Source organism: Nocardioides sp. GXQ0305 (assembly GCF_050880345.1).
GTDB lineage: Bacteria > Actinomycetota > Actinomycetes > Propionibacteriales > Nocardioidaceae > Nocardioides.
In genome coordinates, this window is the sequence record NZ_JBNYXG010000001.1 from 132,147 (window position 1) to 157,651 (window position 25,505).

Annotated in this window: 25 protein-coding genes, 1 tRNA gene and 1 other RNA gene; 20 read left to right on the forward strand and 7 right to left on the reverse strand. The window is 74.2% G+C overall.

Features of this window, described 5'->3' with window-relative positions:
• Nucleotides 1-332: 332 nt before the first annotated feature.
• The 6 genes from ACQ1X7_RS00610 (at nucleotide 333) to ACQ1X7_RS00635 (ending at nucleotide 5,581) form a co-directional block, all read left to right on the forward strand.
• A complete protein-coding gene (locus tag ACQ1X7_RS00610) occupies nucleotides 333-1,508 on the forward strand; it encodes a globin domain-containing protein (protein ID WP_432476207.1) in 1,176 nt (391 codons plus the stop codon).
• Nucleotides 1,505-2,128, forward strand: a complete 624-nt coding sequence (locus tag ACQ1X7_RS00615) for a DivIVA domain-containing protein (protein ID WP_432476208.1) — start codon at nucleotides 1,505-1,507, stop codon at nucleotides 2,126-2,128. Before ACQ1X7_RS00610 ends, ACQ1X7_RS00615 begins: the two co-directional genes overlap by 4 nt.
• 40 nt (nucleotides 2,129-2,168) lie before the next feature.
• On the forward strand, nucleotides 2,169-3,392 hold the full coding sequence (locus tag ACQ1X7_RS00620; protein WP_432476209.1) for a nitric oxide synthase oxygenase: 1,224 nt from the start codon (nucleotides 2,169-2,171) through the stop codon (nucleotides 3,390-3,392).
• Between the two features lie 88 nt (nucleotides 3,393-3,480).
• Nucleotides 3,481-4,245 carry a crotonase/enoyl-CoA hydratase family protein gene (locus tag ACQ1X7_RS00625; protein WP_432476210.1) on the forward strand — a complete coding sequence of 255 codons (765 nt, stop codon included), beginning with the start codon at nucleotides 3,481-3,483 and terminating at the stop codon, nucleotides 4,243-4,245.
• Entirely contained in the window at nucleotides 4,242-4,877 is a 636-nt protein-coding gene (locus ACQ1X7_RS00630) for a response regulator (RefSeq protein WP_432476211.1), read from the forward strand. The genes ACQ1X7_RS00625 and ACQ1X7_RS00630 overlap by 4 nt, the downstream gene beginning before the upstream one ends.
• Nucleotides 4,878-4,990: 113 nt before the next feature.
• Nucleotides 4,991-5,581, forward strand: a complete 591-nt coding sequence (locus ACQ1X7_RS00635) for a hypothetical protein (protein WP_432476212.1) — start codon at nucleotides 4,991-4,993, stop codon at nucleotides 5,579-5,581.
• A 63-nt stretch (nucleotides 5,582-5,644) separates the two neighbouring features.
• Here the strand turns inward: ACQ1X7_RS00635 and ACQ1X7_RS00640 are convergent, their stop codons facing one another.
• Complete coding sequence (locus ACQ1X7_RS00640) at nucleotides 5,645-7,234, reverse strand: GAF domain-containing protein (RefSeq protein ID WP_432476213.1); 1,590 nt, start codon at nucleotides 7,232-7,234, stop codon at nucleotides 5,645-5,647.
• A complete protein-coding gene (locus tag ACQ1X7_RS00645) occupies nucleotides 7,231-7,653 on the reverse strand; it encodes a pyridoxamine 5'-phosphate oxidase family protein (RefSeq protein ID WP_432476214.1) in 423 nt (140 codons plus the stop codon). The genes ACQ1X7_RS00640 and ACQ1X7_RS00645 overlap by 4 nt, the downstream gene beginning before the upstream one ends.
• A gap of 84 nt (nucleotides 7,654-7,737) precedes the next feature.
• Here ACQ1X7_RS00645 and ACQ1X7_RS00650 point away from each other — a divergent pair, with 84 nt between their 5' ends.
• The 4 genes from ACQ1X7_RS00650 to ACQ1X7_RS00665 all read left to right on the forward strand — a co-directional run bounded on the left by ACQ1X7_RS00650 (nucleotide 7,738) and on the right by ACQ1X7_RS00665 (nucleotide 12,969).
• Complete coding sequence (locus tag ACQ1X7_RS00650; RefSeq protein WP_432476215.1) at nucleotides 7,738-8,625, forward strand: AAA family ATPase; 888 nt, start codon at nucleotides 7,738-7,740, stop codon at nucleotides 8,623-8,625.
• Nucleotides 8,622-10,004 (forward strand): vWA domain-containing protein, encoded by a 1,383-nt coding sequence (locus tag ACQ1X7_RS00655; RefSeq protein WP_432476216.1) that lies wholly within the window; start codon nucleotides 8,622-8,624, stop codon nucleotides 10,002-10,004. The genes ACQ1X7_RS00650 and ACQ1X7_RS00655 overlap by 4 nt, the downstream gene beginning before the upstream one ends.
• A 59-nt stretch (nucleotides 10,005-10,063) precedes the next feature.
• Nucleotides 10,064-11,365 (forward strand): YncE family protein, encoded by a 1,302-nt coding sequence (locus tag ACQ1X7_RS00660; protein ID WP_432476217.1) that lies wholly within the window; start codon nucleotides 10,064-10,066, stop codon nucleotides 11,363-11,365.
• A 104-nt stretch (nucleotides 11,366-11,469) separates the two neighbouring features.
• Complete coding sequence (locus ACQ1X7_RS00665; protein ID WP_432476218.1) at nucleotides 11,470-12,969, forward strand: potassium/proton antiporter; 1,500 nt, start codon at nucleotides 11,470-11,472, stop codon at nucleotides 12,967-12,969.
• Between the two features lie 15 nt (nucleotides 12,970-12,984).
• Here ACQ1X7_RS00665 and ACQ1X7_RS00670 read toward each other — a convergent pair whose 3' ends face one another.
• The 3 genes from ACQ1X7_RS00670 to eccCb form a co-directional block, all read right to left on the reverse strand.
• On the reverse strand, nucleotides 12,985-13,482 hold the full coding sequence (locus tag ACQ1X7_RS00670; protein ID WP_432476219.1) for a LytR C-terminal domain-containing protein: 498 nt from the start codon (nucleotides 13,480-13,482) through the stop codon (nucleotides 12,985-12,987).
• A gap of 11 nt (nucleotides 13,483-13,493) precedes the next feature.
• Nucleotides 13,494-13,790, reverse strand: a complete 297-nt coding sequence (locus ACQ1X7_RS00675) for a type II toxin-antitoxin system VapB family antitoxin (protein WP_432476220.1) — start codon at nucleotides 13,788-13,790, stop codon at nucleotides 13,494-13,496.
• A gap of 72 nt (nucleotides 13,791-13,862) precedes the next feature.
• Nucleotides 13,863-17,573, reverse strand: coding sequence for a type VII secretion protein EccCb (eccCb, locus tag ACQ1X7_RS00680; protein WP_432476221.1), 3,711 nt, complete (start codon nucleotides 17,571-17,573; stop codon nucleotides 13,863-13,865).
• A gap of 174 nt (nucleotides 17,574-17,747) precedes the next feature.
• Here eccCb and ACQ1X7_RS00685 point away from each other — a divergent pair, with 174 nt between their 5' ends.
• The 4 genes from ACQ1X7_RS00685 to ACQ1X7_RS00700 are packed head-to-tail and all read left to right on the forward strand — an operon-like array spanning nucleotide 17,748 to nucleotide 19,884.
• Nucleotides 17,748-18,062, forward strand: a complete 315-nt coding sequence (locus ACQ1X7_RS00685) for a WXG100 family type VII secretion target (RefSeq protein WP_432476222.1) — start codon at nucleotides 17,748-17,750, stop codon at nucleotides 18,060-18,062.
• Between the two features lie 23 nt (nucleotides 18,063-18,085).
• On the forward strand, nucleotides 18,086-18,382 hold the full coding sequence (locus ACQ1X7_RS00690) for a WXG100 family type VII secretion target (RefSeq protein WP_432476223.1): 297 nt from the start codon (nucleotides 18,086-18,088) through the stop codon (nucleotides 18,380-18,382).
• Between the two features lie 6 nt (nucleotides 18,383-18,388).
• Nucleotides 18,389-19,699 (forward strand): EsaB/YukD family protein, encoded by a 1,311-nt coding sequence (locus ACQ1X7_RS00695; RefSeq protein WP_432476224.1) that lies wholly within the window; start codon nucleotides 18,389-18,391, stop codon nucleotides 19,697-19,699.
• On the forward strand, nucleotides 19,696-19,884 hold the full coding sequence (locus tag ACQ1X7_RS00700; protein ID WP_432476225.1) for a hypothetical protein: 189 nt from the start codon (nucleotides 19,696-19,698) through the stop codon (nucleotides 19,882-19,884). The genes ACQ1X7_RS00695 and ACQ1X7_RS00700 overlap by 4 nt, the downstream gene beginning before the upstream one ends.
• An 11-nt stretch (nucleotides 19,885-19,895) precedes the next feature.
• Here the strand turns inward: ACQ1X7_RS00700 and ACQ1X7_RS00705 are convergent, their stop codons facing one another.
• Nucleotides 19,896-20,711, reverse strand: a complete 816-nt coding sequence (locus tag ACQ1X7_RS00705; protein WP_432476226.1) for a class I SAM-dependent methyltransferase — start codon at nucleotides 20,709-20,711, stop codon at nucleotides 19,896-19,898.
• Nucleotides 20,712-20,819: 108 nt separating this feature from the next.
• On the opposite strand from ACQ1X7_RS00705, the gene ACQ1X7_RS00710 reads away from it, so the two are divergent.
• From ACQ1X7_RS00710 to ACQ1X7_RS00730, 5 genes are all read left to right on the forward strand, one after another.
• Complete coding sequence (locus tag ACQ1X7_RS00710; RefSeq protein WP_432476227.1) at nucleotides 20,820-22,493, forward strand: LuxR C-terminal-related transcriptional regulator; 1,674 nt, start codon at nucleotides 20,820-20,822, stop codon at nucleotides 22,491-22,493.
• A gap of 303 nt (nucleotides 22,494-22,796) precedes the next feature.
• Nucleotides 22,797-23,240, forward strand: coding sequence for an Hsp20/alpha crystallin family protein (locus ACQ1X7_RS00715; protein ID WP_432476228.1), 444 nt, complete (start codon nucleotides 22,797-22,799; stop codon nucleotides 23,238-23,240).
• Between the two features lie 395 nt (nucleotides 23,241-23,635).
• On the forward strand, nucleotides 23,636-24,049 hold the full coding sequence (locus tag ACQ1X7_RS00720; RefSeq protein ID WP_432476229.1) for a hypothetical protein: 414 nt from the start codon (nucleotides 23,636-23,638) through the stop codon (nucleotides 24,047-24,049).
• 182 nt (nucleotides 24,050-24,231) lie between these two features.
• Nucleotides 24,232-24,819, forward strand: a complete 588-nt coding sequence (locus tag ACQ1X7_RS00725; protein WP_432477011.1) for a DnaJ domain-containing protein — start codon at nucleotides 24,232-24,234, stop codon at nucleotides 24,817-24,819.
• Entirely contained in the window at nucleotides 24,750-25,115 is a 366-nt protein-coding gene (locus tag ACQ1X7_RS00730) for an STAS domain-containing protein (RefSeq protein ID WP_432477020.1), read from the forward strand. Before ACQ1X7_RS00725 ends, ACQ1X7_RS00730 begins: the two co-directional genes overlap by 70 nt.
• A 92-nt stretch (nucleotides 25,116-25,207) precedes the next feature.
• Here ACQ1X7_RS00730 and ACQ1X7_RS00735 read toward each other — a convergent pair.
• Nucleotides 25,208-25,296: transfer RNA gene (locus ACQ1X7_RS00735), tRNA-Ser, on the reverse strand.
• Between the two features lie 90 nt (nucleotides 25,297-25,386).
• Here ACQ1X7_RS00735 and ffs point away from each other — a divergent pair.
• An RNA gene (gene ffs, locus ACQ1X7_RS00740) (signal recognition particle sRNA small type) lies at nucleotides 25,387-25,477 on the forward strand.
• Nucleotides 25,478-25,505 lie beyond the last annotated feature (28 nt).

Below are 25,505 nucleotides of genomic sequence, written 5' to 3' on the forward strand. Positions count from 1 at the left end.
CAGGACATCCCGGACAGCCGGACCTGCGGATGCAGGTCCGGCTGTCGGCTTTTCGGGGCTCTCTCGGTTGGTCGTTGCTCCGGACTGGCCAGCGCGCCCCCGCGTCTGTATCGTCGCAGGCTTGATTCCGAGGATTCGGTCTCGACCCGTGCCTGAGGGAGGGCGCGGGACGACGGGGGTGAGCACGACGGGGGACTGAGCTGGGAGGGAACCCTTGTCGATGCAGTACCCACCTGTCCTCATCGCCGCGTCGCGGCCACGCCTGCGGCCCCGCGAGGGGCCTCCAACTCCGTCCGGGGAGCTGCTTCCGCGGAACCGATAGCGGCAGCCCGGTGGATACACATGCCCTGCAGCGCAGCTGGGACCGGGTGACCACGCACGGGGAACAGGTGGCGCTGTACTTCTACTCGCACCTCTTCGTGTCGCACCCCGAGGTTCGGTCGATGTTCCCGATCTCGATGGTCGGGCAGCGCGACAAGTTCGTCAGCGCCCTCGGTCGGATCGTCAGCAACGCGCACCAGATGGGCAGCGACGAGGCCTTCCTCCAGCACCTGGGCCGCGACCACCGCAAGTACGCCGTCGTCTCGGAGCACTACGACGCGGTCGGCGCCTCGCTCTGCGCGACCCTCAAGCACTTCCTGGGGTCCGACTGGGACGAGGAGCTCGCCCTGCACTGGACGGCGGCCTACCAGGTGATCGCCCGGATCATGGTCGAGGCGGCGGAGACGTCGTCGGAGTCCAGCCCGGACTGGTGGGACGCCGACGTGGTCTCGATCGAGCGCCGGACCATGGACCTGACGCAGCTGCGCCTCCAGCCCAGCCGCCCGGTCCCCTACGCCCCCGGCCAGTCGTTGTCGATGGAGGTTCCGCAGCGGCCCCGGCAGTGGCGGTACTTCAGCCCGGCCAACGCGCCTCGCGCGGACGGCTCGATCGACCTGCACGTGCAGCAGATCGACGGAGGCCAGGTGAGCCCCGCGGTGGTGCGCTCGCTGAAGGTGGGCGACTCCGTGAAGCTCGGCGCCCCGGTGGGCGACCGGCTCACCCGACAGCCCCGGGACGACCGGGACCTGTTGATGGTCGCCGGGGGCACCGGCCTCGCCCCCCTCCTCGCCGTCATCGAGCAGATCGACCACGAGTGGCAGCACTCGCGCACCGCCCCCCGGGTCCACCTGCTCCACGGCGTCCGGATGCCCTGGCACCTCTACGACCGTCCCAGGCTGCGCGAGCTCGCCCGGGAGCGGCTGTGGTTCGAGTACACCGAGGTCGTCTCCGACGACCCGTCGTACCCCGGCACGCGAGGGAAGGTCGGTGCCGTCGCCGCCCGACAGGCGCTCTTCGAGCGCACCGCCATGGTGTGCGGCGGACCGCAGATGGTCGCGCACACCCTGCAGCGGCTCGCCGCCTCCGGCATGCCGCCCGAGCACGTCAAGTACGAGCACTTCTACTACCCGGCGGACGACCACACGTCCGCAGAGCCAGAGCTGACCAGGTCAGGAGACATCAGGTGACCACCACCCCCCACCCCCACGATTCCGCACGCCACCAGACCCCCCAGTCGATCCGGGAGGAGACCTTCCAGCGCCGGATGCTGGGAGGCCTCGACCAGGAGCAGGTGTACGCCTACCTCGACGAGCTGGCCGACCAGGTGCAGGCCACCGAGCGGGAGCTCGGCGGCTCTCGGGCCGAGAACCAGCGCCTCCAGGGCGAGCTCCAGCGAGTGCAGGGCGAGCTGGACGAGTACGAGCAGGTCGGTGACCGCGTGAACGAGCAGGTCGTCGAGCTGTTCAGCCAGGCCCAGCTCGTGGCCGAGCAGATGGTCGAGGACACCAGCCGGGACGCCCGCGAGCGCATCGGCCAGGCCCGCGCGCACGAGCGCAAGATCGTCGAGGAGGCCCTCGACACCGCCGGGCAGCAGGTCAGCTCGTACGCGCGGTCGGCCCAGGCCCAGATGCGGTCGATCGTGGACTCGTTCGCATCGGAGATCGACCGGGTCGGGGCCTCCCCGCCCTCCGACGACCCGGGCGCCGAGGCGGCGTCCCCGCTCCGGAGCGACCCGCTGTTCGACGAGTGGAAGGACCCCCGCGCCCCCTCGAACGGGCACGGTCCGGACTCCTCCGGCTCGCGCTGACCACGCCGACCCCCCGCGGCACACCCCCCGAAGGAATGACATGTTGACGCGAGACGAGAACTGCCCTGCCCACAACGGCCGGGCGGGACCCGCGCAGAGGATCGCCAGCCGGCCCACCCCCGGCACCGCCCCCGGCGCTGCGGTGGACCGGGACGAGGCCGTGGAGTTCCTCGAGCTCTTCCACGCCGAGAACCCCCACGTCGGCCCCCTGCAGCCGCGGATCGACGAGGTGATGTGGGAGATCGACGCGACCGGGAGCTACTGGCACACCACCGAGGAGCTGGCGTTCGGCGCCCGCGCCGCCTGGCGCAACAACGCGCGGTGCATCGGTCGGCTGTACTGGCGCAGCCTGCAGGTGCGCGACCTGCGCAAGGTCTCCGACGCCGAGGGCGTGGCAGGGCACTGCTTCGCGCACCTGCAGGCCGCCCACAACGGAGGCAGGATCCGGCCGCTGATCAGCGTGTTCGCCCCCGAGACGCCCTCCAGGCCCGCCCCCAGGATCTGGAGCGAGCAGCTGATCCGGTACGCCGGGTACGAGCAGCCGGGCGGTCGGGTCCTCGGCGACCCGCGCTACCGGGACTTCACCGAGACCATGCTCCGGCACGGGTGGCAACCGCCCGAGCCGCGCGGGGCCTTCGACGTGCTCCCGCTCGTCGTCGAGACCGCCGAGGAGGGCGCGCGGATGTTCCCGGTCCCCGGGCCCGCCGTGCACGAGGTCCCGCTCGAGCACCCCGACCTGGCCTGGTTCGCCGACCTGGGCCTGCGGTGGCACGCCGTTCCGGTCATCAGCAACAACCGGCTGGTCATCGGGGGCGTCTCCTACCCCTGCGCACCGTTCAACGGGTGGTACATGGGCACCGAGATCGGTGCCCGCAACCTGGGCGACCGGGACCGCTACGACCTGGTCCCCGAGGTCGCCCGCCGGATGGGGCTGGACACCTCGGACGAGGCGACCCTCTGGCGTGACCAGGCCCTGGTCGAGCTCAACCGCGCCGTGCTGCACTCGTTCCGTGCCAACGAGGTGACCATCACCGACCACCACACCGAGTCCCGCAGGTTCCTCACCCACCTGGAGCGCGAGGAGGAGACCGGTCGCAGCTGCCCGGCCGACTGGAGCTGGATCGTGCCGCCGATGTCGGGGTCGCAGACCCCGGTGTTCCACCGGTACTACGACGACGAGGGCCGGACGCCGAACTTCTTCTCCGACGACGACGCGGTCGGTCGCGCCCTGCGCGGTGGTCCGCCGGCGTTCACCGCACCCTGACCGACCACGCACGTCGGTGAGGAGGCGGCGACGGGCGACCCGCTGCGCCGGAGTCCCCGGGGTGGCGTCGACACGGCAGGATGGCCCCATGACCGTACGCAGTGAGCGGGACGGGCCGGTCACGGTCGTGACCATCGACCGGCCGGAGCGACGCAACGCCGTCGACCGCCGTACGGCCGACGACCTGGCCGATGCCTTCGAGGCCTTCGACGAGGACGACACCCAGCTGGCCGCCGTGCTCGCCGGGGCTGGTGGCACCTTCTGCGCCGGGGCCGACCTGACGGCGATGGACAACCGGGTGGAGCCCGACGGACCCGGGCCGATGGGACCGACCCGGATGCGGCTGTCCAAGCCGGTCGTCGCCGCGATCGAGGGGTACGCCGTCGCCGGTGGGCTGGAGCTGGCGATCTGGTGCGACCTGCGGGTGGCGGCCTCGGACGCGCGGCTCGGTGTGTTCTGCCGGCGCTGGGGGGTGCCGCTGATCGACGGCGGGACCGTCCGGCTGCCCCGGCTCCTCGGGACCGGTCGAGCCCTCGACCTGGTGCTCACCGGCCGCGAGGTCGGCGCCGAGGAGGCCCTCCGGATCGGCCTGGTCGACCGGGTGGTCGAGCCCGGCGGTGCCCGGGAGGCAGCCCTCGAGCTGGCCCGCGGGCTGTCCACGCTGCCGCAGCAGTGCCTGCGCAACGACCGGATGTCCCTGCTCGCCGGCGAGGGGCGCCGCGTCGAGGACGCGATGCGCAACGAGCTGCGGCTCGGGCTGGCGTCGCTCGCCGGCGGGGCGGCCGACGGCGCGGCGCGCTTCGCAGCGGGGGCGGGTCGCCACGGTGCGGCCGATCCGGGGGAGTCCCGATGAGCATCCGCGTCTTCCTCCTCGACGACCACGAGGTGGTCCGGCGGGGCCTGCGTCAGCTGCTCGAGGACGCCGACATCGAGGTCGTGGGCGAGTCGGGGCTGGCGGCCGAGGCGACCAGCCGGATCCCGGCCCTGCGTCCCGACGTCGCGGTGCTCGACGCCCGGCTGCCCGACGGCAGCGGTATCGACGTGTGCCGTGACGTCCGGTCCGTCGACCCGACGATCAGGGCCCTGATCCTCACGTCGTACGACGACGACGAGGCGCTGTTCGCGGCGATCCTCGCTGGGGCGTCCGGCTACGTGCTCAAGCAGATCGGCGGGCACGACCTCGTCGACACCATCCACCGGGTGGCCGCCGGGCAGTCCCTGATCGATCCGGCGCTGACTGCCCGGGTCCTCGAGCGGGTCCGTCACGGCGAGCAGGCGCCGGCCGAGCTGGCCGCGCTGACCGACCGGGAGCGCGAGATCCTCGGCCTGATCGCCGAGGGCCTCACCAACCGCCAGATCGGCGAGCAGCTGTTCCTCGCCGAGAAGACGGTCAAGAACTACGTCTCCAGCATCCTCGCCAAGCTCGGCCTCGAACGCCGGACCCAGGCCGCCGTGCTCGCCTCCCGGTTGCTGCGCCACGACTGAGGGGTGCGGGACCTTGGTCCCGGCGGGTTCGGACCCTCGCCCCTGACCGGCGACCCGCGCGCCGCAGGAGTCTGGGAGTGCCACCACGAGGCGGCACCAGACGAGGAGGAACCATGAACACCACCACTCACGCCGGACAGGTCGCGGTGTCCGGCCCTGACACGCCCGTCGTGAGCACGCCTGCCCGCCAGGCCCTCGCCGCGCTGCGGATCGCCTTCGGGCTGACGTTCCTGTGGGCGTTCTTCGACAAGCTGCTGGCCCTCGGCTTCGCCACCGGGCGCAGCGTGGACCCGGAGACCGGCGCGGAGACCCTGGACCGCTTCGGGGACGCCGCGTGGATCAACGGCGGCAGCCCGACCGAGGGGTTCCTGACCTTCGGCACCAAGGGTCCCTTCGCGGACTTCTACCAGTCGTTCGCCGGCGCGGCCTGGGCCGACTGGCTGTTCATGATCGGCCTGCTCGGTGTCGGTGTCACCCTGACCCTGGGCATCGGGATGCGCGTGGGCACCGCCTCGGGCGCCGCGCTCTACGTCCTGATGTGGACGGCCTACCTCCCGCCGGACAACAACCCGGTGCTCGACGACCACATCCTGGGCGCGATCAGCATGATCGTCCTCGCCCTCACCGCAGCGGGCACCACGTGGGGCCTCGGCCAGTGGTGGAACCGGACGACCCTGGTGCGCGGCAACCACTGGCTGCGCTGACGGCCTCCCGGTCACGACCGGGACGACACGACGCCTCCGCCTTCCGCGGGGGCGTCGGTGTGCTCAGCCCAGGGGCACCCGCCACGCGAAGCGGGTGCCGCCGCCGTCGGCAGGGCCGAGCGCCAGCTCCCCGCCGAGGTCGACCGCGCGCCGGCGGGCGTTGGCCAGCCCGCTCTCGTTGCGCACGCCCGGGAGGCCGTCGCCGTCGTCGATGACGCACAGCTCGAGGAAGCCGGACCCCGTCACGAGCTCGACGACCGCGAGGGACGCGCCGGCGTGACGAGCGACGTTGCTGAGTGCCTCGCGGAGCACTGCCAGCAGCTCCCCGGCCATCCGCTCGTCGACCACGGTGTCGACCGGCCCGCGACTGCGGACCACCGGGACGAAGCCGAGCGGCTCGGCGTACTCGTCCGCCAGCGTCCGGACCCCCGACATCACGCCCTCGGTCCGGGTCGCCCGGAGCTGGAAGATGGTCGACCGGATATCGCGGATCGTGTCGTCGAGATCGGCCACCGCCTGGTCCAGCCGGTCGCCGACGAGGTCGTCGGTGACCTTGCCCCGCAGTCCCTGCAGCTGGAGCCCGGTGGCGAAGAGGCGCTGGATGACCACGTCGTGCAGGTCGCGGGCGATCCGGTCGCGGTCGCTCACGACCGCGAGCTCGGCCCGGTCGGTGACCGCCTGCAGCCGGTCGAGGGCCAGCGCCGCCTGGGTCGCGAACGCGGCGAGCAGCTCGCGCTCCTCGTGGGGTGACGGCTCCCCGAGCGGGTCGCGCGGCCGGAGCGCGGCGAGCGCCGCTCGTGGGACCAGCCGCGTCGGCAGCGGGACCACGACCACCGTGGGATCACTGGAGAGCGTCGTCCCCTGCTCGTTGCGCACGGCGGCGCCGACGCTGGCGGCCGCCGCGTCCAGCGCTGCCCTGAGGCGTTCGCCGTGGCGACCGTCGAGCGCCCGCACGTGGGGCCGGCCGTCGTCCAGCGACACCAGGGCCACCGGGTCGTCGCCGCCGAAGCCACTGCGCGCAGCGATCACGACCTGCTGCTGGGCCGCCTCCGGGCCGAGCCCCGGCTGCAGCACCTCCGCGAGTCGTGCCGTTGCCGCCAGCCACCGGCGCTGCCGCTCGCTGCGCGAGAAGGTCCGCGCGTTCTCGATCACGAAGCCGGCCGCGTTGGCCAGCGCCTGGACCAGCTCCTCGTCACGACTCGTGAAGGGCTCGCCGTCGGACTTCTCGGTGAGGTAGAGGTTGCCGAACACGGTCCCGCGCACCCGGACCGGGACCCCCAGGAACGTCGTCATCGGCGGGTGGTGCGCCGGGAAGCCGACGGACGCCGGGTGCTCGTGGAGGTCGGCCAGGCGCAGCGGGCGGGGGTCGTCGACGAGGACCCCGAGGATGCCGCGGCCGCGGGGCAGGTCGCCGATCTGCCGGCGGAGCGGCGCGCCGATGCCGTGGTGAACGAAGTCCGCCAGCTCAGGTCCGGCGCCGAGCACGCCGAGGGCACCGTATGCAGCGCCCGTGAGGGTGCACGCCGAACGCACGATCCGGTCGAGCACGTGGTGCAGGTCGAGATCGGAGCCGACTGCCATGACCGCGTCGAGCAGGGCGCGGTCGTCGGGTGAGAGGGCGCCCGCGGGTCCGGCTCCGTCGTCAGCGGTCACCCTGTCATGGTCGCACCGCGGGAGCCGACCGCGCGTCCGGTCAGCTCGTCCCACCGGAGGGCGACGAACAGCCAGCGCTGCCCCCCGGCCCACGGCCCGGGGTCGCGGAAGGCGTGGATGCGGCGCAGCTCGGCGCTGTCGCCCACCAGCGAGCCGGTGCCGGTCGCGACGACGCTCCAGCCGCTCCGGTTCTGCAGGTCGACGCTGTCGATCTCGAGCGCCAGGCGGTTGCCGTCGGCGTGGATCCCGAGCGCGCTGTAGGGGGTGGTCCGGATGACGAGGGCGTCGTCGTCGAGGACCGAGTAGTTGACCGGCACGATGCGGGGTCCCTCGGCGGTGCACACCGCGACGCGACCCACCTCGTGCTCACGCAGCCTGGTCAGGCACGTCTCGTACGACAGCTCGGCGGGAATGGTCATGGCGGGCTCCTCTCGGGACGGCTCCAGTCTCCGTCGCGGGGGACGACGGAGCACGGGTCGAAGGTCCCGTGTGAGGATGGCCGGGTGACCTGGTTCGCCTCGCCCGACGACGCCTCGACGCGGTTGCGCGAGGCCGGCTACCTCGCCGACCCGGCGCTCGCGACGACCGCGTTCCTCGCCGGGAGGATCGAGAAGCCGCTGCTGGTCGAGGGCCCGGCGGGTGTCGGCAAGACCGAGCTGGCGAAGGCGGTCGCCCGGGCGACGGGCGCCGGGCTGGTGCGGCTGCAGTGCTACGAGGGACTCGACGAGGCGCGGGCCCTCTACGAGTGGAACTACAAGAAGCAGCTCCTCTCCATCCAGGCAACGGCCGCGACGGCACAGGCTTCCGGCACCGCCCCTTCGGCCCAGGACATCCTGGACCACCAGATCTTCACCGAGGAGTTCCTGCTGACCCGGCCGCTGCTCACCGCGATCCGCCGCGAGCAGCCGACGGTGCTGCTGGTCGACGAGGTGGACAAGACCGACGTCGAGGTCGAGGGTCTGCTGCTGGAGGTGCTGTCGGACTTCCAGGTGACGATCCCCGAGCTCGGCACCGTCGCCGCCGTACGCCGGCCCTACGCCGTGCTCACCTCCAACGCCAGTCGCGAGCTGTCCGAGGCGCTGAAGCGGCGCTGCCTCTACCTCCACGTCGACTACCCGGACTCCGAGCGCGAGCGGGAGATCGTCACCGGTCAGGTGCCCGACCTGGACCGCCGGATCGCCGAGCGGCTGGTCGACACCGTGGGCCGGCTGCGCGAGCTCGAGCTGCGCAAGGCGCCCTCGATCGCCGAGTCGGTCGACTGGGCACGCACGCTCGTCGCGCTCGAGGTCGGCACGCTCGACGACGAGACCATCGCCCGCACCCTGGGCGCGGTGCTCAAGCACGCCTCCGACACCGAGCGGGCCGTCAAGGAGCTCGGCCTCGCCAGATGACCGGCGCCGGGAGCGGGCTGGTCGCCCGTCACGTCGACTTCCTGGAGGCACTCCGGGCGGCCGGCGTCCCGGTGTCGCTCGCCGAGGACCTCGATGCGGTGGCCGCGCTGTCGGTGCTCCCGTGGGACGACCGGGCGACCGTCCGCGACGCGTACGCCGCCACGCTGGTCAAGAGGCAGGTCCAGCGGCCGACGTTCGACGCGCTCTTCGACCTGTGGTTCCCACGGCTCGTCGGCCGACCGGCGTCCGCACCGGCCGACTCCGGTGGCCCGGAAGGCGTGAAGGACGGGCCGGCCGAGCTCGTCGACCTCCGGGACCGGCTCGCCGACACGCTGGCGTCCGGTGGCGAGAGCGACCTCGCCGACCTGGCGGTCGAGGCGGTCGAACGGTTCGGCGAGATGCCGGGGCGGGCGCCCGGGCTGTCGGGCTGGTCGGCGTACACCACGCTCCGGCGGGTCTCGCCGGACGAGGTCGTCGACCGGGTCGTGGCCGGGCTGCTCGCACGCGGCCGCACCGACGACGAGGCTCGCCGGGCTGCGGCGCGGCGGGTCGGTCGGTTCACCGCGCTGGTCGAGGCCGATGCCCGGCGTCGCATCGCCGAGGAGAAGGGCCCGGGCCACCTTGCCGACGTGGCGGTCCGACCCACCATCGACCGGCTCGACTTCACCTCCGCCCGGGCCGACGACCTCGCCCGGATGCGGCGCGAGATCCAGCCGCTCGCCCGCCGGCTCGCGACCCGGCTCACGCGCGAGCAGCACGCCCGTCGCCGGGGACCGCTCGACGTCCGGCGGACGCTCCGCGCCTCGCTGTCCTCCGGCGGCGTCCCGCTCACCACCCACCACCGGCCGCGCCGTCCCCGTCGCAGCGAGCTGGTCGTGCTGTGCGACGTCAGCGGGTCGGTGGCCGGCTTCGCGTCGTTCACCCTGCTGCTGGTCTTCGCGCTGCGGGAGCAGTTCGGGAAGGTCCGGGCGTTCACCTTCGTCGACCGGGTGCACGAGGTGACCCACCACTTCCGCCAGGGTGCCGACCCGGAACGGGTGCTGGCCGACCTCGCGGCGAGCAGCGCCCACGCGGCGCGCTTCGGGCGGACCGACTACGGGCGGGCCTTCACCGAGCTCCTCGCCGACCATGCCGACGCGCTCGGGCCCAGGACCTCGCTGCTGGTGCTCGGCGATGCCCGCTCCAACTACAGCGACCTGGCGCTGCCGGCGTTGCGGGCGCTGACCGGGTCGGTGCGCCACGCGTGGTGGCTCAACCCCGAGCACCCGCGGCACTGGGACACGGGGGACTCCGCGGCCGGGCCGTACCGCGAGATCGTGCCGATGGTCGAGTGCCGCAACCTGACCCAGCTCGGGGAGTTCGTGCACGACCTGGTGTGACGACATAACCCACCGTTGACAACGCTCGTTGTCCGACCAGCGACGGACGGAGGAGCGCTGTGACGACGAGGCCGTGGACCATCCTGGTGGCCGGAGCGTTGGGGCTGCTGACCGCACTGGGCGGGGCGTCACCGGCCGGCGCGCTCGACGAGCAGCGGCCCGGGGGCGACGTACGACGGGCGGTCTTCGTCGGCAACAACTGGGACGGGACCGCCACGGTGCTGGCACCGGGCTCGTTCGGGCAGCTGGGCCGGATCGACATCGTCCCGGACCGCGAGGAGCGGATGCGGGAGATCATGACCCACCCCGACCGGCTGGCCTACTTCCTCGCCATCCGTGAGGCGATCGGCGAGGGCCACCACCAGTACGTCGACGACATGTACACCTCCGACGACGGCCGGCTGCTCATCGTGTCGCGTCCGTCGTTCGCCGACGTCGTCGCGATCCGGCTCCGGACCGGGCGGGTCGCCTGGCGGTTCCCCGTGGACGGCTACCGCTCCGACCACATGGCCGTCTCGCCCGACGGCCGGCGCGTCGTCGTGAGCGCCTCGACGGCCGACGTGGTCCACGTGCTGCGGGTCAGCGACGGCACCGAGGTCGGCAGCTTCCCCTCGGGCGGATCGCCCCACGAGAGCGTGTTCATCGACGACGGGCGCACGATCCTGCACGCCAGCATCGGCTACGTCTACACCCCTCTCGACCGCGGTGCCGCCGACCCGGCCAAGGGCGAGCGGGTCTTCCAGCTGGTCGACGCGAAGACCCTCGAGGTGGTGCGCCGCTACGACCTGCGCGCCAAGCTCGACCGGCGGGGCCTCGAGGGCCGCAGCACCGCCGTCCGGCCGATGACGCTGTCCCCCGACGAGAAGGTCGTCTACTTCCAGCTCAGCTTCTTCCACGGGTACGCCGCGATGAACCTGCGCACCGGAAGGCTGCTCGGGTTCACCCGGCTGCCCAACCTGATCCAGGGGACACCGCGTGAGCAGTACCTCCTCGACTCCGCCCACCACGGCATCGCGATGGCCCCCGGCGGCAGGAGGATCTGCGTCGCCGGGACGATGTCGGACTACGCCGCCGTCGTCGACGCCCGCACCGGGACCCCCGACCGGCTCCTCGTGAAACAGGACGGCAAGCCCTACTGGGTCACCCAGAGCACCGACGGCCGGTACTGCTACGTCTCGTGGAGCGGCACCGACGAGGTCTCGCGGATCTCCTACCGGACTGGTCGGATCGACCGGACGGTCCCGGTGGGCGACCACCCGCAGCGCATCCGCAACGGCTTCGTGCGGGAGGCGCTGGTTCCGGGGCTGCCCGACCACACGCCGCCCGACGACATCCAGGACCCGGTCGACACCACTCCCTGACCGCCCGGGGGAGAGGGCTGTTCGGGGGACGGCCGCCCCCGGGTGGGACGGATCCCCGTCGGTAGACTGCGATACCGCCGCCCCAGCTCCCCGCGAGGTGACACGTGTCGTTCGACGTCCACGACCTCGACACGTTCGTGCTCGTGGGCAGTGCCGTCACCCTGCTGGCCATCCTGGCGGTCCGGGTCTCCTCCCGCGCGGGCCTCCCGAGCCTGCTGATCTACCTGCTGATGGGCGTCGTCCTCGGCGAGGCCGGGCTCGGCATCCCCTTCGAGGACGCCCAGCTCGCCCACGCACTCGGCTTCGCCGCCCTCGCGATCATCCTCGCCGAGGGTGGTCTCACCACCGCGTGGGACGAGTTCCGCCCGTCCATGGGGCTGGGAGTCTCGCTCGCCACCGTCGGGGTCGCCGTGTCGATCGCGGTCGTGGCCCTCGGTGCCCACTACCTGCTGGGGCTGCCGTGGGAGCTCGCCGTGCTGCTCGGCGCGGTCACCTCGCCCACCGACGCCGCCGCGGTGTTCTCGGTGCTGCGGGTGGTGCCGCTGCCGCGCCGGCTCAGCGGAGCACTGGAGGCCGAGTCGGGCCTGAACGACGCCCCCACCGTCGTCCTCGTCACGCTGGTCTCCACCGGCGCCTTCCACGACCACGGCCCCTTCGGGGCCGCCGGGATCGTGGCGTGGGAGCTCTTCGCCGGCACGCTGTCCGGCCTGGCCCTGGGCTTCGGGGGCGCCTGGGTGATGCGGCGCGCCGCCCTGCCCTCGTCGGGCCTCTACCCGATCGCGGTGCTCTGCCTGGCCCTGCTGGCGTACGGCGCCGCCACCGCGGCCCACGCCTCCGGCTTCGCAGCGGTGTACGTCGCCGGGCTGGTCCTCGGCAACAGCGAGCTGCCCCACCGGGTCGCGACCCGCTCGTTCGCGGAGGGCGTCGCCTGGCTGGCCCAGATCGGCCTGTTCGTGATGCTGGGCCTCCTCCTCTCGCCCAGCCGGATCACGCTCGGCACGGTGGGCCTCGCCGTGGCGGCCGGCCTGATCCTGACCTTCGTCGCCCGCCCGGTGTCGGTGCTGGTCAGCTCGCTCTCGGCGAGGCTGACGTGGAACGAGCGCGCCTTCCTGTCCTGGGCCGGGCTGCGCGGCGCGGTCCCGATCGTGCTCACCACCATCCCCCTCGCCGAGGGGGTGGACGGCTCGGGGCGGCTGTTCGACCTGGTGTTCGTGATGGTCGTCCTCTACACCCTGCTCACCGGCCCCACGCTGCCCGCCGCCGCGCGGGTCCTGCGGGTCGCCCGACGCTCCGAGCCGCGCGGCCTCGACGTGGAGGCGGCACCGCTGGACCGGGTCGCGGCCGACCTGCTCCAGGTGAGCATCAGCTCCCGGTCGCGTCTGCACGGCGTCGAGGTGGGCGAGCTGCGGCTCCCGGTCGGGGCGTCGGTGGCCATGGTGATCCGGGACGGCGAGACCCTGGTGCCCGAACGTCGTACCGTGCTCCGCCACGGCGACGACCTGCTCATCGTCACGCCCCGCAAGCTCCGCGAGGAGACCGAGCAGCGGCTCCGCCGGGTCTCCGAGGGCGGCCGGCTCGCCCAGTGGCTCGACCGGCCACGCTGAGGGGGCGCAGCCGCGTCAGCGGGCGAGCCGGGGCGGGCCGCAGACCGTGGCGTCGTCGCGGGCGGTGACCGACTCCCGTCCGGGTCGCAGGTCGTCGAAGCCGTCTCCGACCACCACCAGCACGCCCGGGGCCGGCTCCGGACGCTCGACGACGTCGACCTTGCCGAGGTGGCTGGCGACCAGCCGGACGGCGGGGTTGTCCGGGTCCTCGGTCCAGATCTCCACCCGCTCGACCCGGCGCTTGCCGGGTGTGTTGCCCTCCGAGCCCTCGTGGAAGCCCGACTCGACCAGGAGGTCCATGGTCAGGCCCGCGAGCCCGACCCGCTTGCCGCCGTTCCACACGCTCACCGTGACGTCGCGGCGCTTCACCTGGTCGCCCTTGGCGAACTCCCGGTCGACGCAGACGGGCGGGCGCGAGTCCTCCGGAAAGGGCTCGCTGATCGCGGACCACCCCCACAGCCCGGCGACCACCAGCACGAGGCCGAGCGCGCCCAACGTCACGAGCGACCTCACGCGGGAGTCCATCAGCCCCCCACCGGATGGACCCGGGCATGCAGCACCGATCGCTGCTGGAGAGCCGCCCGGAGCGCGCGGTGGAGACCGTCCTCGAGGTAGTACTCGCCCTGCCACTCCACGACGTGGGCGAACAGGTCGCCGTAGAACGTGGAGTCCTCGTCGAGGAGGGCGTCGAGCTGGAGCGTGTCCTTCGTCGTCACCAGCTCGTCGAGCCGCACCTGGCGCGGGGGCACCGCAGCCCACCCCCGGGACGAGAGCCCGTGGTCGGGGTACGGGCGACCCTGCCCGACGCGCTTGAAGATCACGGGGGCAGCATAACGAGGGCGTTCGCGCCGACCCCGGGCTGCGGAGCAGTCGCGGGCGCGGTCTCCGGGCGGTCACCGGGCGACCTGCAGCTCGGTGACCTCGCCGTCCGCCGTGACCAGCCGGGCCCGCCCGGGGGGTCCGGGCCGGGGCGCGACCCGGCCGACGAGCGGACCCTCGTCCGGGTTGCCCGGCAGCAGCAGGGTCGGCGCCGCGAGGTCGCGCAGCGCCCGCAGGTCGGGCTCGTGGAGCGCCCGCGCTGCTCCCGCGGTCCGGCGGGCCACGACCAGCCGCAGCCCGACGTCGGCCGCATGGGGCAGCAGCGGGAGCAACGGCTCCAGCGGCGAGCGACCACCGGCGACGAGGAGCTCGTGGTCGTCGACCACGACGTGCAGCTCGGCGCCGGTCCACCACGTCCGGGCGCGCAGCTCGTCCGCCGTGACGTCCGGCCCGGGGAGCCGGCCGCGGAGGTGCTCGGCGAGCTCGCGGAGGGCGGGTGCCGCCGAGGTCGCCGACACGTGGTGGCCGAGCAGGTGGTCGGCCGGGACCGCGTCGAGGAGCCCGCGTCGGGGGTCCAGGACGACCAGCTGCGCCCGGGAGGGGGTCCGGGTGCGGACCACCTCGCGGAGCAGGGTGCGCAACGACGTGGTGCGGCCGGACGCCCGGTCGCCGAGCACGAGCAGCAGCGGCTCGGCCGCGGGGTCCAGCGCGATCGCCCGCCGGTCGTCGGCGCCCAGCACCAGGCAGTCCGCCCCCTCGGCGAGGGCGCGGACGTCGTCGAGGCGGACCTCGGCCGGCAGCCTCCCGACCGGCGGGACGATCGGCCCGGGCCAGGCCGCGGACACCCTCCCGACCAGTTCGTCGAGCCCGGCGGCGGCGGTGGAGTGGTCTCCGACGCCGTCGAGTCGGGGGAGGGCGGTCAGCAGGTGGTGGCCGGTCCCGGTGAGCCCGCGACCGGGCCGTCCCACCGGGACCCCGCGGGCGGCGCGGCGGTCGACCTCGGAGTCGAGCGGGTCACCCAGCCGCAGCTCGACCCGGGTGCCGAGCAGGTCCCGCGTCGCGGCCCGCAGGTCACCCCAGCGGCCCGTCGCGACCACCAGGTGCACGCCCAGCGCGAGACCCCGTGAGGCCAGCCGCTGGAGCGCCGACTCGAGGTCGTCGTGGTCGGCCCGCAGCTCCGACCACCCGTCGACGACCAGGAACACCTCACCGTGACCGTCGCCCTCGTCGCCGTGACGCAGCAGTCGGCGGTAGGCCGCGACGTCGGGGACCGCGTGGTCGCGCCACCAGTCCTCACGCCGGTCGAGCAGCCCGCAGACGTGGGCGACCACCCGGCGTACGACCTCGGGCTCGCCGCGGGACGCCACGGCGGCCACGTGGGGGAGGCGGCCGAGTGGGGCGAGCCCGCCTCCTGCCAGGTCGAGCACCAGCACCTGCGCCTCGCGGGGCGTGTGGGTGAGGGCGAGGCCGCTGACGAGGGTCTGCAGCAGGGTGGTGCGGCCGCTGCGCGGCGATCCGACCACCGCGACGTGACCGGCTGAGCCGCCGAGGTCGACGACGAGCGGGTCGCGACGCTGGTCGCGCGGCCGGTCGACGACACCGATCGGGATCAGGAGCGGGGCGGGGCGCCGGTCGGTCGCGACCAGCCCCAGCCGCGGGTCGCACGCGAGGGACCCGACCAGGTCGCCGAGGGTGTCCGGCTGGTCGAGCGGCGGCACCCACACCGCTCGCGCCGGGGCACCGTGACCGGCCAGCCGGTCGACGACGACGTCGAGGACGGGCGGCCCACCGGCCTCCGGGGCCGCCAGCGCGGGCGCCGGTGGTCGCGTCGGTGCCAGGGTGAACGGCACGACGGGGCACGGTTCCGCGGTCGCGGCTGCGTCGACCGGCCCCGAGACGTACGCCGCGTGGAACCGGACCGGCGTGCCGGGTCCGGTGCGGAGGTACCCGCTGCCGGGGTGCGGCGGCAGCTCTGCGGCGTCGGGGACGCCCAGCACGGCGCGTGACTCGGCGGCGCTGAAGGTCCGCAGCCCGACCCGGTAGGACAGGTGGGACTCCAGCCCGCGCAGCCGCCCCTCCTCCAGCCGCTGCGAGGCCAGCAGCAGGTGGACGCCGAGCGAGCGGCCCAGTCTCCCGATCGCCTGGAAGGTCTCGAGGAACTCGGGCCGGGCGGTGAGCATCTCGGCGAACTCGTCGACCACCACGAGCAGGCGAGGCAGCTCCGCGCCCGCTTCGGGTCCGCGCCCGGGGTCGTGGACGGACGCGAGCCCCGCCGACCGGAGCACCTCCTGGCGACGGACCAGCTCGCCGCCGAGGGCGTCCTGCATCCGGTCGACGAGGGTGAGGTCGTCGGCGAGGTTGGTGACGCACGCGGCGACGTGGGGCAGCCGGCTCAGCCCCGTGAACGTCGCGCCGCCCTTGAAGTCGACGAGCACGAGGTTGAGCCGGTCGGGTGGGTGGCTGAGCGCCAGGCCCAGGACAAGGGTGCGGAGCAGCTCGGACTTGCCCGAGCCGGTCGCGCCCACCACCAGGCCGTGGGGCCCCACGCCCCCGCGTGCGGACTCCTCGAGGTCGAGGTGGACCGGTGCGCCGGCCTCCGTGACGCCAACCGGCGTGCGCAGCCGCGGGGGGCCCGGTCCCGCCCGCCAGACGACGGAGGGTTCGATCGCCTGCGGGTCCGGGATCCCGAGCAGGGTGGGCACGTCGGTGGTTGCGGCGCCGCCGGCCCGGCCCGGTCGCGGCCGCCGCCCGAGCACGCGGCGGGCCAGCGCCTCCGCGGTCGCGACGCTGCAGGTGTCGGCGCGGCCGGTGACGGACTCCCCGCCTTCGCCGACCGTGGTCACGGTGCCGTCGGCCCCGACGGTGATCCGGACCTCGGCCCGGGCACCGCCGCCGACGTGGACGACCGTCACGTCGCCGGCCCAGCCCGGAAGGGGTGGGTCGCCGTCGACGACCAGCAGCAGGTGGCGCCCGTCGGCTGCCTCGCTCGTCACCCCGTCGGGTCCGGTCAGGTGGGGCAGCCACTTGAGCCAGTCCCAGTCGAGGACGCTCCGGTCGTCGGCGGTCACCACCACGGCCAGCTGGTCGGGTGGGTGGCAGGCGGCGGCCTGCGCGACCAGGGCCCGGACCAGCGACCGGGCGACGGGGAGGTCGCCCTCGACGAGGACCCGGCCGGGTCGGCCGAGGTCGAGCGTGAGCGGGAGTTCGGCCACCCGGTGGTGGGCGGCGAGCAGCCGTCCCAGCGCGTCGAGGGCGGCCGGGTCGGGTTCGTCGCTGCTGGAGGTGGGCGTCGGCTCGAGCGGTACGGCGGCCGGCCGGTCGCCCACGCCGTACCGGACGACGAGGTGCTCGGGGTGGTCCCGCGCCCGGACCGCGACCCGGCCGCGGGCGACGAGGTGGGGGAGGGCCGAGGGAGCCGGGTGGTCGTTCTCCAGGCGGCTCCGCTGCTCGGCCGCCGCACGCCGGGCCCGGGCCCGGACGTCGGCGAGGTGGCGCAGGTAGCGCCGACGAGCAGCGCAGCGGTGGGAGCCGCGGCGGACCCGCTGCCGGTCGAGCTGCACCAGCACGAAGCCGAGCGTTCCGAGCAGGAAGGCGCCCGCCGCGAGGAGGCTGCGGTGGCCGGACGCACCCGACTGGGTGGCCATGGTCGCGACCAGCGCGACCGAGCCCAGGCTGCCGAGCATCGGCAGGGCGCTGGTGAGGACGCCGGCCGCACCCTCGTCGCTCTCCAGGGCCGGGGGCGCGTCGACGGGGATCGTGGCCCCGGACGTCGCGGACGCTGTCACCGTTCCTCCTCGGGTCGGGGTGGTCCAGCTCGGGGCCGAGGCTAGGTCGGCGGGGTGACGGTCGGGGCGGGTCCGGTGGTGGCCTGTGGAAAACGCGCGGGCCGGTTCCGACGGGCTCCCGGCCCGGATAGGACTGGGGCAGCCCGGGCGTGCGTCCCGGGGGAGGAGGCGGAGATGCCGCACGAGATGGGGATGGGCGCCGGCACCCTCGGTCGCGGTGCCGACCTGGTCGGGGCCGCCCGCCACGACTTCGACCGGCTGAGCACCGAGCTCGACCACGAGATCGACCAGCTCCGCCCGCGTTGGCAGGGCGCGGGCGGTCGCGCGTTCTTCGTCCTGAAGGACGCCTGGCACGACCGGCAGCGCCGGGTCGTCGCCGCCCTCGACGACCTGGCTGCGGCGCTGCGCGACACCGAGCGCGACCTGCTCGCCACCGACGAGACGCAGGCGGTCGGCTTCCACCACGACCTCAGCCGCCTCGGTGGCTGAGCGACACCGAGAGGAGCAGTGACATGGAGATGCACGACATCCGGGTGTCCCACGAGGGGCTCGACCGCGCGGCCGAGGGGCTGCACGCCGCCGTACGCCGGATCGACGAGCGGCTCGACCGGCTCGAGGGCGAGCTGGCCCCGCTGCGCGCCGACTGGACCGGCGAGGCGCAGCAGGCCTACGAGGTCGCACGGCGGCGGTGGGAGCAGGCCATGCGGGAGATGCGCGACGTCCTCGACGCGACCGGCCGCACCGTGGTCGAGTCCAACGGCGCCTACCGGGCGGCCGACCTGCGCGGCGCGGCGGCCTTCGGCGGCTGACCCGCGATGACCGGTGGCCCCGACACGCTCCGGGTCAGCGTGGTCGGTGGCCACGACCGGGTCGACCTCGTGGTCCCGGCGGCGGTGACCGTCGCCGAGCTGCTCCCCGAGCTCTTGCTCCGGCTCGGCGACGGAGACCTGCTCCCGGGTCCCGCCGACGCGCGACTGGCGGTCCTCGGCGGGCCTCCCCTCGAGGCGGGTGACGCACTCGCGGCGCAGGGGGTGGGCGACGGCGCCGTGCTGACCGTGACGGCGGCGGTCGACCACGTCGAGCCCCCGGCCGGGGTCGACGACGACCTCACCACGGTGGTCGCCGACACCGTCGCGACCGTCCCGCGCCCGGACGACGCGGTCGCGAGGTGGTCCGCGTCGGCCGTGGCGACCGCCCTGCTCGGGCTCGGGGCGGCCGGCGTGGCGGTGCTCGCCACTCCGGCGGCGGCCGCCGTGTCGGGCGTGGTGTGCGTGGTGCTGCTCCTGACTGTCCTGGCGGCCGGTCGTCCGCCGGAGTCACCGGTCGTCGCGACCACGGCCGGGTGGTTGGCGGTGGCCCACGCCGGCGCCGCGGGGCTGACCCTCGGGTGCGTGGGGGCAGGGTCGGCGTGGGTCGTCGCCGGGAGCGCGGCGGCGCTGGCCGGTGGCCGTCGGGGCAGGCCGCTGTGGGCGGCGGCCCTGGCGGGAGCGGTGCTCGCCGCGGCCGGCGCGGCCGCCGCGTTGACGACGGTGCCCCTTGCCGTCGTGCTGACGGCGGCGGTGGTGCTCGTGGTCGTGACCGGCGACCTGCACCCGTGGCTCGCCGCGTCCCTGGCCGGGCTCGTCCCGCCCCCGCTCGGCGAGGACCCGCCGAGCGCTCCCGACCGGGACGCGGTCGCGCTCGCCGTCCGCCGGGCCCACGAGCTGCTGCTCGTGGGCGGCCTGGCCACCGGTCTGCTGCTCACGGCCCTCGGGCTGGTCGTGGCCGGTCGCGGTCACTGGGGTGTCGCCCTCGTCCTGGTCTGTGCCGCGGTCGTGGCCCTCCGGTCGCGCCGGCAGCGCATCGGCACGGCGGGGCTGGTCGGCCGGCTCGGCGGGACGGTGCCGTTGCTCCCGGCGGCGCTCGCCGTCTGGTGGCAGTGGCCCGAGTGGCGGCTCGCGGCCCTGGCCATCGTCACGGGCGCCGGCCTGCTCGGCCTCGCCGCCGTCGCGCGGCCCGGCCCCCTGCGCAGTGCCCGCGCCGGCCGGCTCGCCGAGCTGGCCGAGGCGGTCGCCCTGGTCGCCCTGCCCCCGCTGCTGCTCGCGGCGACCGGACTGCTCGACCTGGTGGAGGAGCTCGTCGGATGACCAGCCGTCGGGACCTGCTCGAGGCCCAGGCGTTCGTACGCCGTCGACTGCTGACCGTGCTGGTGGCCGGTGCACCCGGCGGCCACGAGCCCGACCACGCGACCACCGGGCGCTGGCTCCTCGGAGGAGCCGTCGTCGGCGCCCTGCTGGTGATCGTCGTGGCCGGGCTCGCCCTGGTCCGGTGATCCCCCACGCCTCAGACGCGTGTTGCCACGGTCAGGAGGTACTCCTTCTCGAAGCGGGCGTCCTCAGGCGTTCCCAGGTTCCAGGTGTCGCAGAACGCGTCGAGGTCGGCGTCGAACTCGGCGGCCCGACCCTCCTTCTCGGCGTTCGCCCGCACAGCGCGGGTGGGGCCGTAGTAGGCCTTGAAGTGCTCGCCGTACTCGCGGGGGTGCCGGAAGGCCGTGATCTCGAGGTTGCCCCGGGTCACCGAGTCGATCCGGACCCGGTTGCCGAGCAGTCCGCGGAGGTGCTCCTCGCTCCCCCAGAGCGGCGGCGGCAGCGCCCCCGGGGGCGGCGGCGGTGCGTACGGCTTCATCATCGCGAACAGCGCGCCGAGCATGCCCTCGGGCGTCCAGCTCAGCAGGCCGATGGTGCCGCCCGGCCGGCAGACGCGCACCACCTCGTCGGCAGCGGCCTGGTGGTGCGGCGCGAACATCACGCCGATCGACGACATCACGACGTCGTACGACGCGTCCGGGAACGGCAGGTTCTCGGCGTCGGCCGGCACCCAGTCGATGTCGAGCCCCCCGGCCGCCTGCTTCCCCGCGTCCAGCAGCTCCGGCGTGAGGTCACTGGCGGTCACGTGCGCTCCGCGTTCGGCGGCGGGGACGGACGCGTTGCCCGTGCCGGCGGCCACGTCGAGCACCCTGGCGCCCGCCGTGATCCCGCACGCGTCGACCAGTCGTGGGCCGAGTGGCAGCAGGAACGTGTCCACCATCCGCGGGTAGTCGCCGGTGGCCCACATCGCGGCATGCTTCGACTTGAGCTCCTGGTCGGTGATCGTGGTCATTGGTTGTCTCCCTCGTTGCGCTTCATGCCGTCAGCCTCGCGCCGCCGGCGGCCCTCGCGCATCGGGAGAACTCCCGATGAGCTCCCTACGGGGGGATACTCGTTCCCGATGGGGGAGCGGAACGGCGACCTAGCGACGGGCGCGCGGGCGATGGAGCTGGCCGAGTGGTCCGAGGCACGCGCGGCGTACGAACGTGCCCTCGCCGCCGACCCCGGCCCGGCCGAGGCCGGGGCCGCCCTCGAGGGCCTGGGCCAGGCGCTGTGGTTCCTCGGCGAGGTGGCCGAGGGCATCGCGGCGCGGGAGGCCGCGTTCCAGGCCTACGCCGATGCCGGCTCCCCCGACGACGCCTCACGCGTCGCGGTCTGGGTCTCGCACCAGCACTACGTCGTCGGGCGGACGTCGGCGGCGCGCGGCTGGCTGGCCCGGGCGGACCGGGCGCTCGCGCAGGTGCCCGAGTGCGCCGGGCACGGGTGGGTGGCCGTGGAGCGCGCCCGGCACGCGGTCGACGTCGACGAGCAGGCGGCGCACTGTCGCCGGGCCGTCGACGTCGCGCGCCGTACGGGGCGCTCCGACCTCGAGGTCTTCGCGCTCAGCCTGCTCGGCCGGGCGGAGTCCGCGGCCGGGAGGCGTGAGGAGGGGATGCGGCTGCTGGAGGAGGCGATGGCGGCGGCCTCCGCGGGCGTCGTGCACAACCTCCACACCCTGGCCGAGGCCTACTGCAACCTGGTCGTGGCGGCCACCCACGCCGGGGAGTGGGAGCGCGCGGCGGAGTGGTGCGAGCGCGTGGAGGAGTTCGCCACCATCCACCACGCGGCGCCGCTGTGGGGGTCGTGCCGGTCGCTGCACGCGGACGTCCTGCTCGCGCGCGGACACTGGCCGGAGGCGGAGGCGGCGCTGACCGAGGCCCTGGAGACCGCGGGCTCCTACATCCCGGAGCTGGGGGCGCCGGCGGTGGCGTCGCTCGCCGAGCTCCGGGTCGAGCAGGGCCGGCTCGACGAGGCCGAGCGCCTCCTGGCCGGACGCGAGGAGAACCCCGCGGCGCTGCGGGCGCTCGCCCTGCTGCGGATCGCCGACGGCCGGCCGGGCACGGCGGCGGAGCTGCTGACCCGTGGTCTGCGGTCGGTCGGTGGCGACGTGATGCGGTCCGCCCAGCTCTCCGCGGCCCTCGTGGACGCGTGGCTCGCCTGCGACGACCTCGCCCGGGCGGCCGGTGCGGCGGACGAGCTGGCCGCGCTGGCGCAGGCGACCGGAGTCCGGCTGGTGCGAGCGCGGAGCGCGCTGGCGGCGGCGCGGGTGGCGCTCGGAGCCCGTCCCCCCGACCCGGGGACGGCGGCCGAGCAGGCCCGCGAGGCGCTGGCGGAGTTCGGGGCGCTCGCCATGCCCCTCGACGCGGGGCTGGCCCGGCTGGAGCTCGCGCGGGCGGTCGCCGCCTCCAGCCCGGACCTCGCCGTCGAGGAGGCCCGGGCCGCCTTCGCGATCTTCCGCAGCCTCGGTGCGCAGACGGCGTGCGGACGGGCGACGACGGTGCTCCAGCAGCTCGACGGTGCCACGCCGACGCGGGCCGGAGCGGAGCCGGCCGGGCTGCTCGGTCGACCGCTCACCGCCCGCGAGCAGGAGGTGCTCGACCTCGTGGCGCAGGGGCTCACCAACGGTGCCATCGCCCGACGCCTGGTGATCTCGGAGAAGACCGCAGGCCACCACGTCAGCCACATCCTGGCCAAGCTGGGGGCCCGCAACCGTACGGAGGCAGCGGCGCTCGCGGGCCGCGCCGTACGTCGATGAGTCGGGTGTGCCTCTCACTCGAGTCCCGCGGGGGCTGCGACTACCTGACCCGCCGACCGCTCGGAACCTGCAGGGCATGCGCGGTCGCGGTCGCGGGCACTGGACACCGACCCTGCAACGTCCGGTCGACCCTCGCCGGTGCTCACCGAGCCTGCAGATGCAGCGGCCCAGCGGGCCCAGATCCGACATTCTGGTCGGGTCGGGCCTTGACATCATCTCGCTCCTGGATTACAAGAAACCTATAACCATTGATATAGGTCACGAGCCTCTTCGGCTCACTCGACAGAGAACCAGGAGGACACCATGTTGCTGCGCACCGCCGACCCGTTCCGTGACTTCGACCGCCTGACCCAGCCGCAGCTCGGCACCACGCGCCGTCCTGCCGCGATGCCGATGGATGCCTGGCGTGAGGGTGACCGGTTCGTGATCGAGTTCGACCTCCCCGGCATCTCGAAGGACACCATCGACCTGGACGTCGAGCGGAACGTGCTCACGGTCCGCGCCGAGCGCGTCGCCCGCAACGGCGACTGGGAGATGCTGGCCAGCGAGCGGCCCCGCGGCACGTTCAGCCGGCAGCTCGTGCTGGGCGACAACCTCGACCTGGACCGCATCGAGGCGTCGTACGACGGCGGGGTGCTGCGGTTGGTCGTGCCGGTCGCCGAGAGGGCCAAGCCTCGTCGGATCGAGATCGGGAGCGGCCAGGAGCCCGTGCAGGGCAGGACCGAGAACCAGTCGATCGACGCCTGAACCGCTCGGCCTCGACCGCCGCGCGGTCAGCGTCCCGGGCGACACACGGTGGCGAAGATCTCTCGGGCTTCGACGGGGGTCGTCACCATCGCGATCGGGACCAGGACACGGCCAGGTCGCGGACGAGTCGGAACGAGTGCAGAGGAGGTGATGAGCCCACCGGAACCAGCTGACGACCAGTGCCTCAGACGGACGGCGAGCCACGGGCCACCGTGGGAGGGTCACCGCACGGCGTGCACACATGCACCGACGTCGAACCCTCGAAGCAGGCGCAGCTGATGCGCGGGCTCGTGGCTCGTCGTTCCCATCGCCACGCGGCCGGGACGGAGCGCACACGCTGCCGCCCCGTCCCGGCGCCGCACCCGCCACCGACGAACCACCCGACGGAGCACACCATGTACCCCTCGCGGGAGGCCCGCGAACTCGCCATCCTGCTGCGCATCAGCCGCGAGCTCGACATCTGCGGTGACGTCACCGCGACCGTGGACAACCCCTCCGAGATCCTCGCCTGGGCAGCGAGCCTGACCCGGCCCCGCGTGCATGCGTGGCGGGCTCAGGACTCGGGGCACCGGTTCATCCAGGTCGACGCCGACCACGGTCGCGCCCCTCTCCGCGGCCACGTCGCGGCCGTCCTGGACTGCGGGCAGCACGAGGAGTTCTGGACCGAATGCGGCCTGGACGACCTCGAGCCCGGCGACACCCGCGAGCTGCACATGGTCGACCTCTCCCGGGCCTGGGAGGCCATGCCGATCACCGCCGGCGACGCTGGTGCTCCGCCACCCCAGCCACCGTCATCCGGCGCGGCGTGACCTCGGCACGGAACAGGCCGGCTCGACCAGGTGGCAGGGAACCACAGGTGCGCCGGCCGCTCCGAGGTGGGCGGGCGCGACGAGATGACGGGCCAGCCAGAATTCAGCACGAGAAGTCCCAACGTGGTTCTCCCTGGGAGGTGAGACCGGTGGACGCATCAGCGGAGTCGGGGGAGCTCTCGGTGCGTCAGGCTCGTGAGCTCTTCGGCGTCACAGCCAGCGCGGACGCAGCCCAGGTGGCGCGCGCCTACCGCCGTCGAGCGCGTCACCTGCACCCCGATCTCAATGGCGCTCCGGACGCCACCGAACAGTTCTGGGCCCTGCAGGCCGCGTATCGGGTGGCGTTGGCTGCGGCCCGACGCGACGACGATCCACCGGCCTCCCCCCAGGTCACGGTGGGCAGCCCGACCGTCGGGCACGTCCCCCCTCTCGTGCGCGACCCGGTGACGGTCACCGCACGGCCAGGGCGCCGAGGTGTCGCCTGGCTGGCCGCGGGCCCGGTTCGGGTGCAACCGCCCCGGGAGCCCCCCCCCGAGGCCGCCCGACAGTCACACGACCGGGCCCGCCACGACCAGCTGAACGACCGCGAGATCCCGCAGCGGCTGCCCACCGGACAGCGGGACCGGTCGCGCGTCCACGGCGAGGTCGAGCCAGCAGACAGGGCAGGAGACCAGGGAGGAGACGAGGAGAGGAGTCCGAGATGGGAGAGGTGTACCTGTGCACCCGAGCCCGGCCCGATGCCGTCGACATCGACGTGGTCGGGGCGTTGACGTCGCGCACTGCCCGACAGGTGCGAGCCGCCCTGAGCCCCTATCGCTCGATGGTGAGCCGCCTGCGGCTCCGCGGGTGTACCGATGTCGACCTCGACGGTGTGTTCGCCCTCCATGCAGCGAAGATGGAGGCGCGGGAGGCCGGCGGCGAGATCCAGCTGCTCGAGGTTCCGCCGCTCATCGAGCGGTACCTGCACCACCACGACGGCGCCCATCTGCTGGCCCCACCTCACCTGCCCGAGGACGGCGCTTCCACCCGTGCTGAGGACGAGCGTGCGGACCCCCGCAGGGAGTAGCACGAGGGCGACGACGTCGACATCCGTGTCGACGAGGGGGTGGCGGCACGGGTTGGTGGTCAGCGCTCTCGCAGGTCAGGCCGTGCGCCAGGTGGCGGAGGATGCGGGATTCGAACCCGCGAGGGCTGTTAACCCAACCCGCTTTCCAAGCGAGCGCCATAGGCCACTAGGCGAATCCTCCGCGGAGGAGAGTACCCGCCGCCCGCGGAGCCGGTGAAATCGTCCGAGGTCGAGTTGGTGGCGGTGCCCGGGCCCACCTAGACTCGCGGGCAACCCCCCGCGTGGCGGCACCTTGCCGAACTCCCCCAGGGCCGGAAGGCAGCAAGGGTAAGCGAGCTCTGCCGGGTGCGCGGGGGGCCTCTTCACGTCCCGGTGCCCGAGCCCGCGAGG

Excerpts from the sequence above, each read along its gene's own strand:
- ACQ1X7_RS00620 (WP_432476209.1), top strand. The coding sequence starts at position 2,169 with ATGTTGACGCGAGACGAGAACTGCCCTGCCCACAACGGCCGGGCGGGA.
- ACQ1X7_RS00625 (WP_432476210.1), top strand. The coding sequence starts at position 3,481 with ATGACCGTACGCAGTGAGCGGGACGGGCCGGTCACGGTCGTGACCATC.
- ACQ1X7_RS00630 (WP_432476211.1), top strand. The coding sequence starts at position 4,242 with ATGAGCATCCGCGTCTTCCTCCTCGACGACCACGAGGTGGTCCGGCGG.
- ACQ1X7_RS00635 (WP_432476212.1), top strand. The coding sequence starts at position 4,991 with ATGAACACCACCACTCACGCCGGACAGGTCGCGGTGTCCGGCCCTGAC.
- ACQ1X7_RS00645 (WP_432476214.1), bottom strand. The coding sequence starts at position 7,653 with ATGACCATTCCCGCCGAGCTGTCGTACGAGACGTGCCTGACCAGGCTG.
- ACQ1X7_RS00655 (WP_432476216.1), top strand. The coding sequence starts at position 8,622 with ATGACCGGCGCCGGGAGCGGGCTGGTCGCCCGTCACGTCGACTTCCTG.
- ACQ1X7_RS00685 (WP_432476222.1), top strand. The coding sequence starts at position 17,748 with ATGCCGCACGAGATGGGGATGGGCGCCGGCACCCTCGGTCGCGGTGCC.
- ACQ1X7_RS00690 (WP_432476223.1), top strand. The coding sequence starts at position 18,086 with ATGGAGATGCACGACATCCGGGTGTCCCACGAGGGGCTCGACCGCGCG.
- ACQ1X7_RS00695 (WP_432476224.1), top strand. The coding sequence starts at position 18,389 with ATGACCGGTGGCCCCGACACGCTCCGGGTCAGCGTGGTCGGTGGCCAC.
- ACQ1X7_RS00700 (WP_432476225.1), top strand. The coding sequence starts at position 19,696 with ATGACCAGCCGTCGGGACCTGCTCGAGGCCCAGGCGTTCGTACGCCGT.
- ACQ1X7_RS00705 (WP_432476226.1), bottom strand. The coding sequence starts at position 20,711 with ATGACCACGATCACCGACCAGGAGCTCAAGTCGAAGCATGCCGCGATG.
- ACQ1X7_RS00710 (WP_432476227.1), top strand. The coding sequence starts at position 20,820 with ATGGGGGAGCGGAACGGCGACCTAGCGACGGGCGCGCGGGCGATGGAG.
- ACQ1X7_RS00715 (WP_432476228.1), top strand. The coding sequence starts at position 22,797 with ATGTTGCTGCGCACCGCCGACCCGTTCCGTGACTTCGACCGCCTGACC.
- ACQ1X7_RS00720 (WP_432476229.1), top strand. The coding sequence starts at position 23,636 with ATGTACCCCTCGCGGGAGGCCCGCGAACTCGCCATCCTGCTGCGCATC.
- ACQ1X7_RS00730 (WP_432477020.1), top strand. The coding sequence starts at position 24,750 with ATGGGAGAGGTGTACCTGTGCACCCGAGCCCGGCCCGATGCCGTCGAC.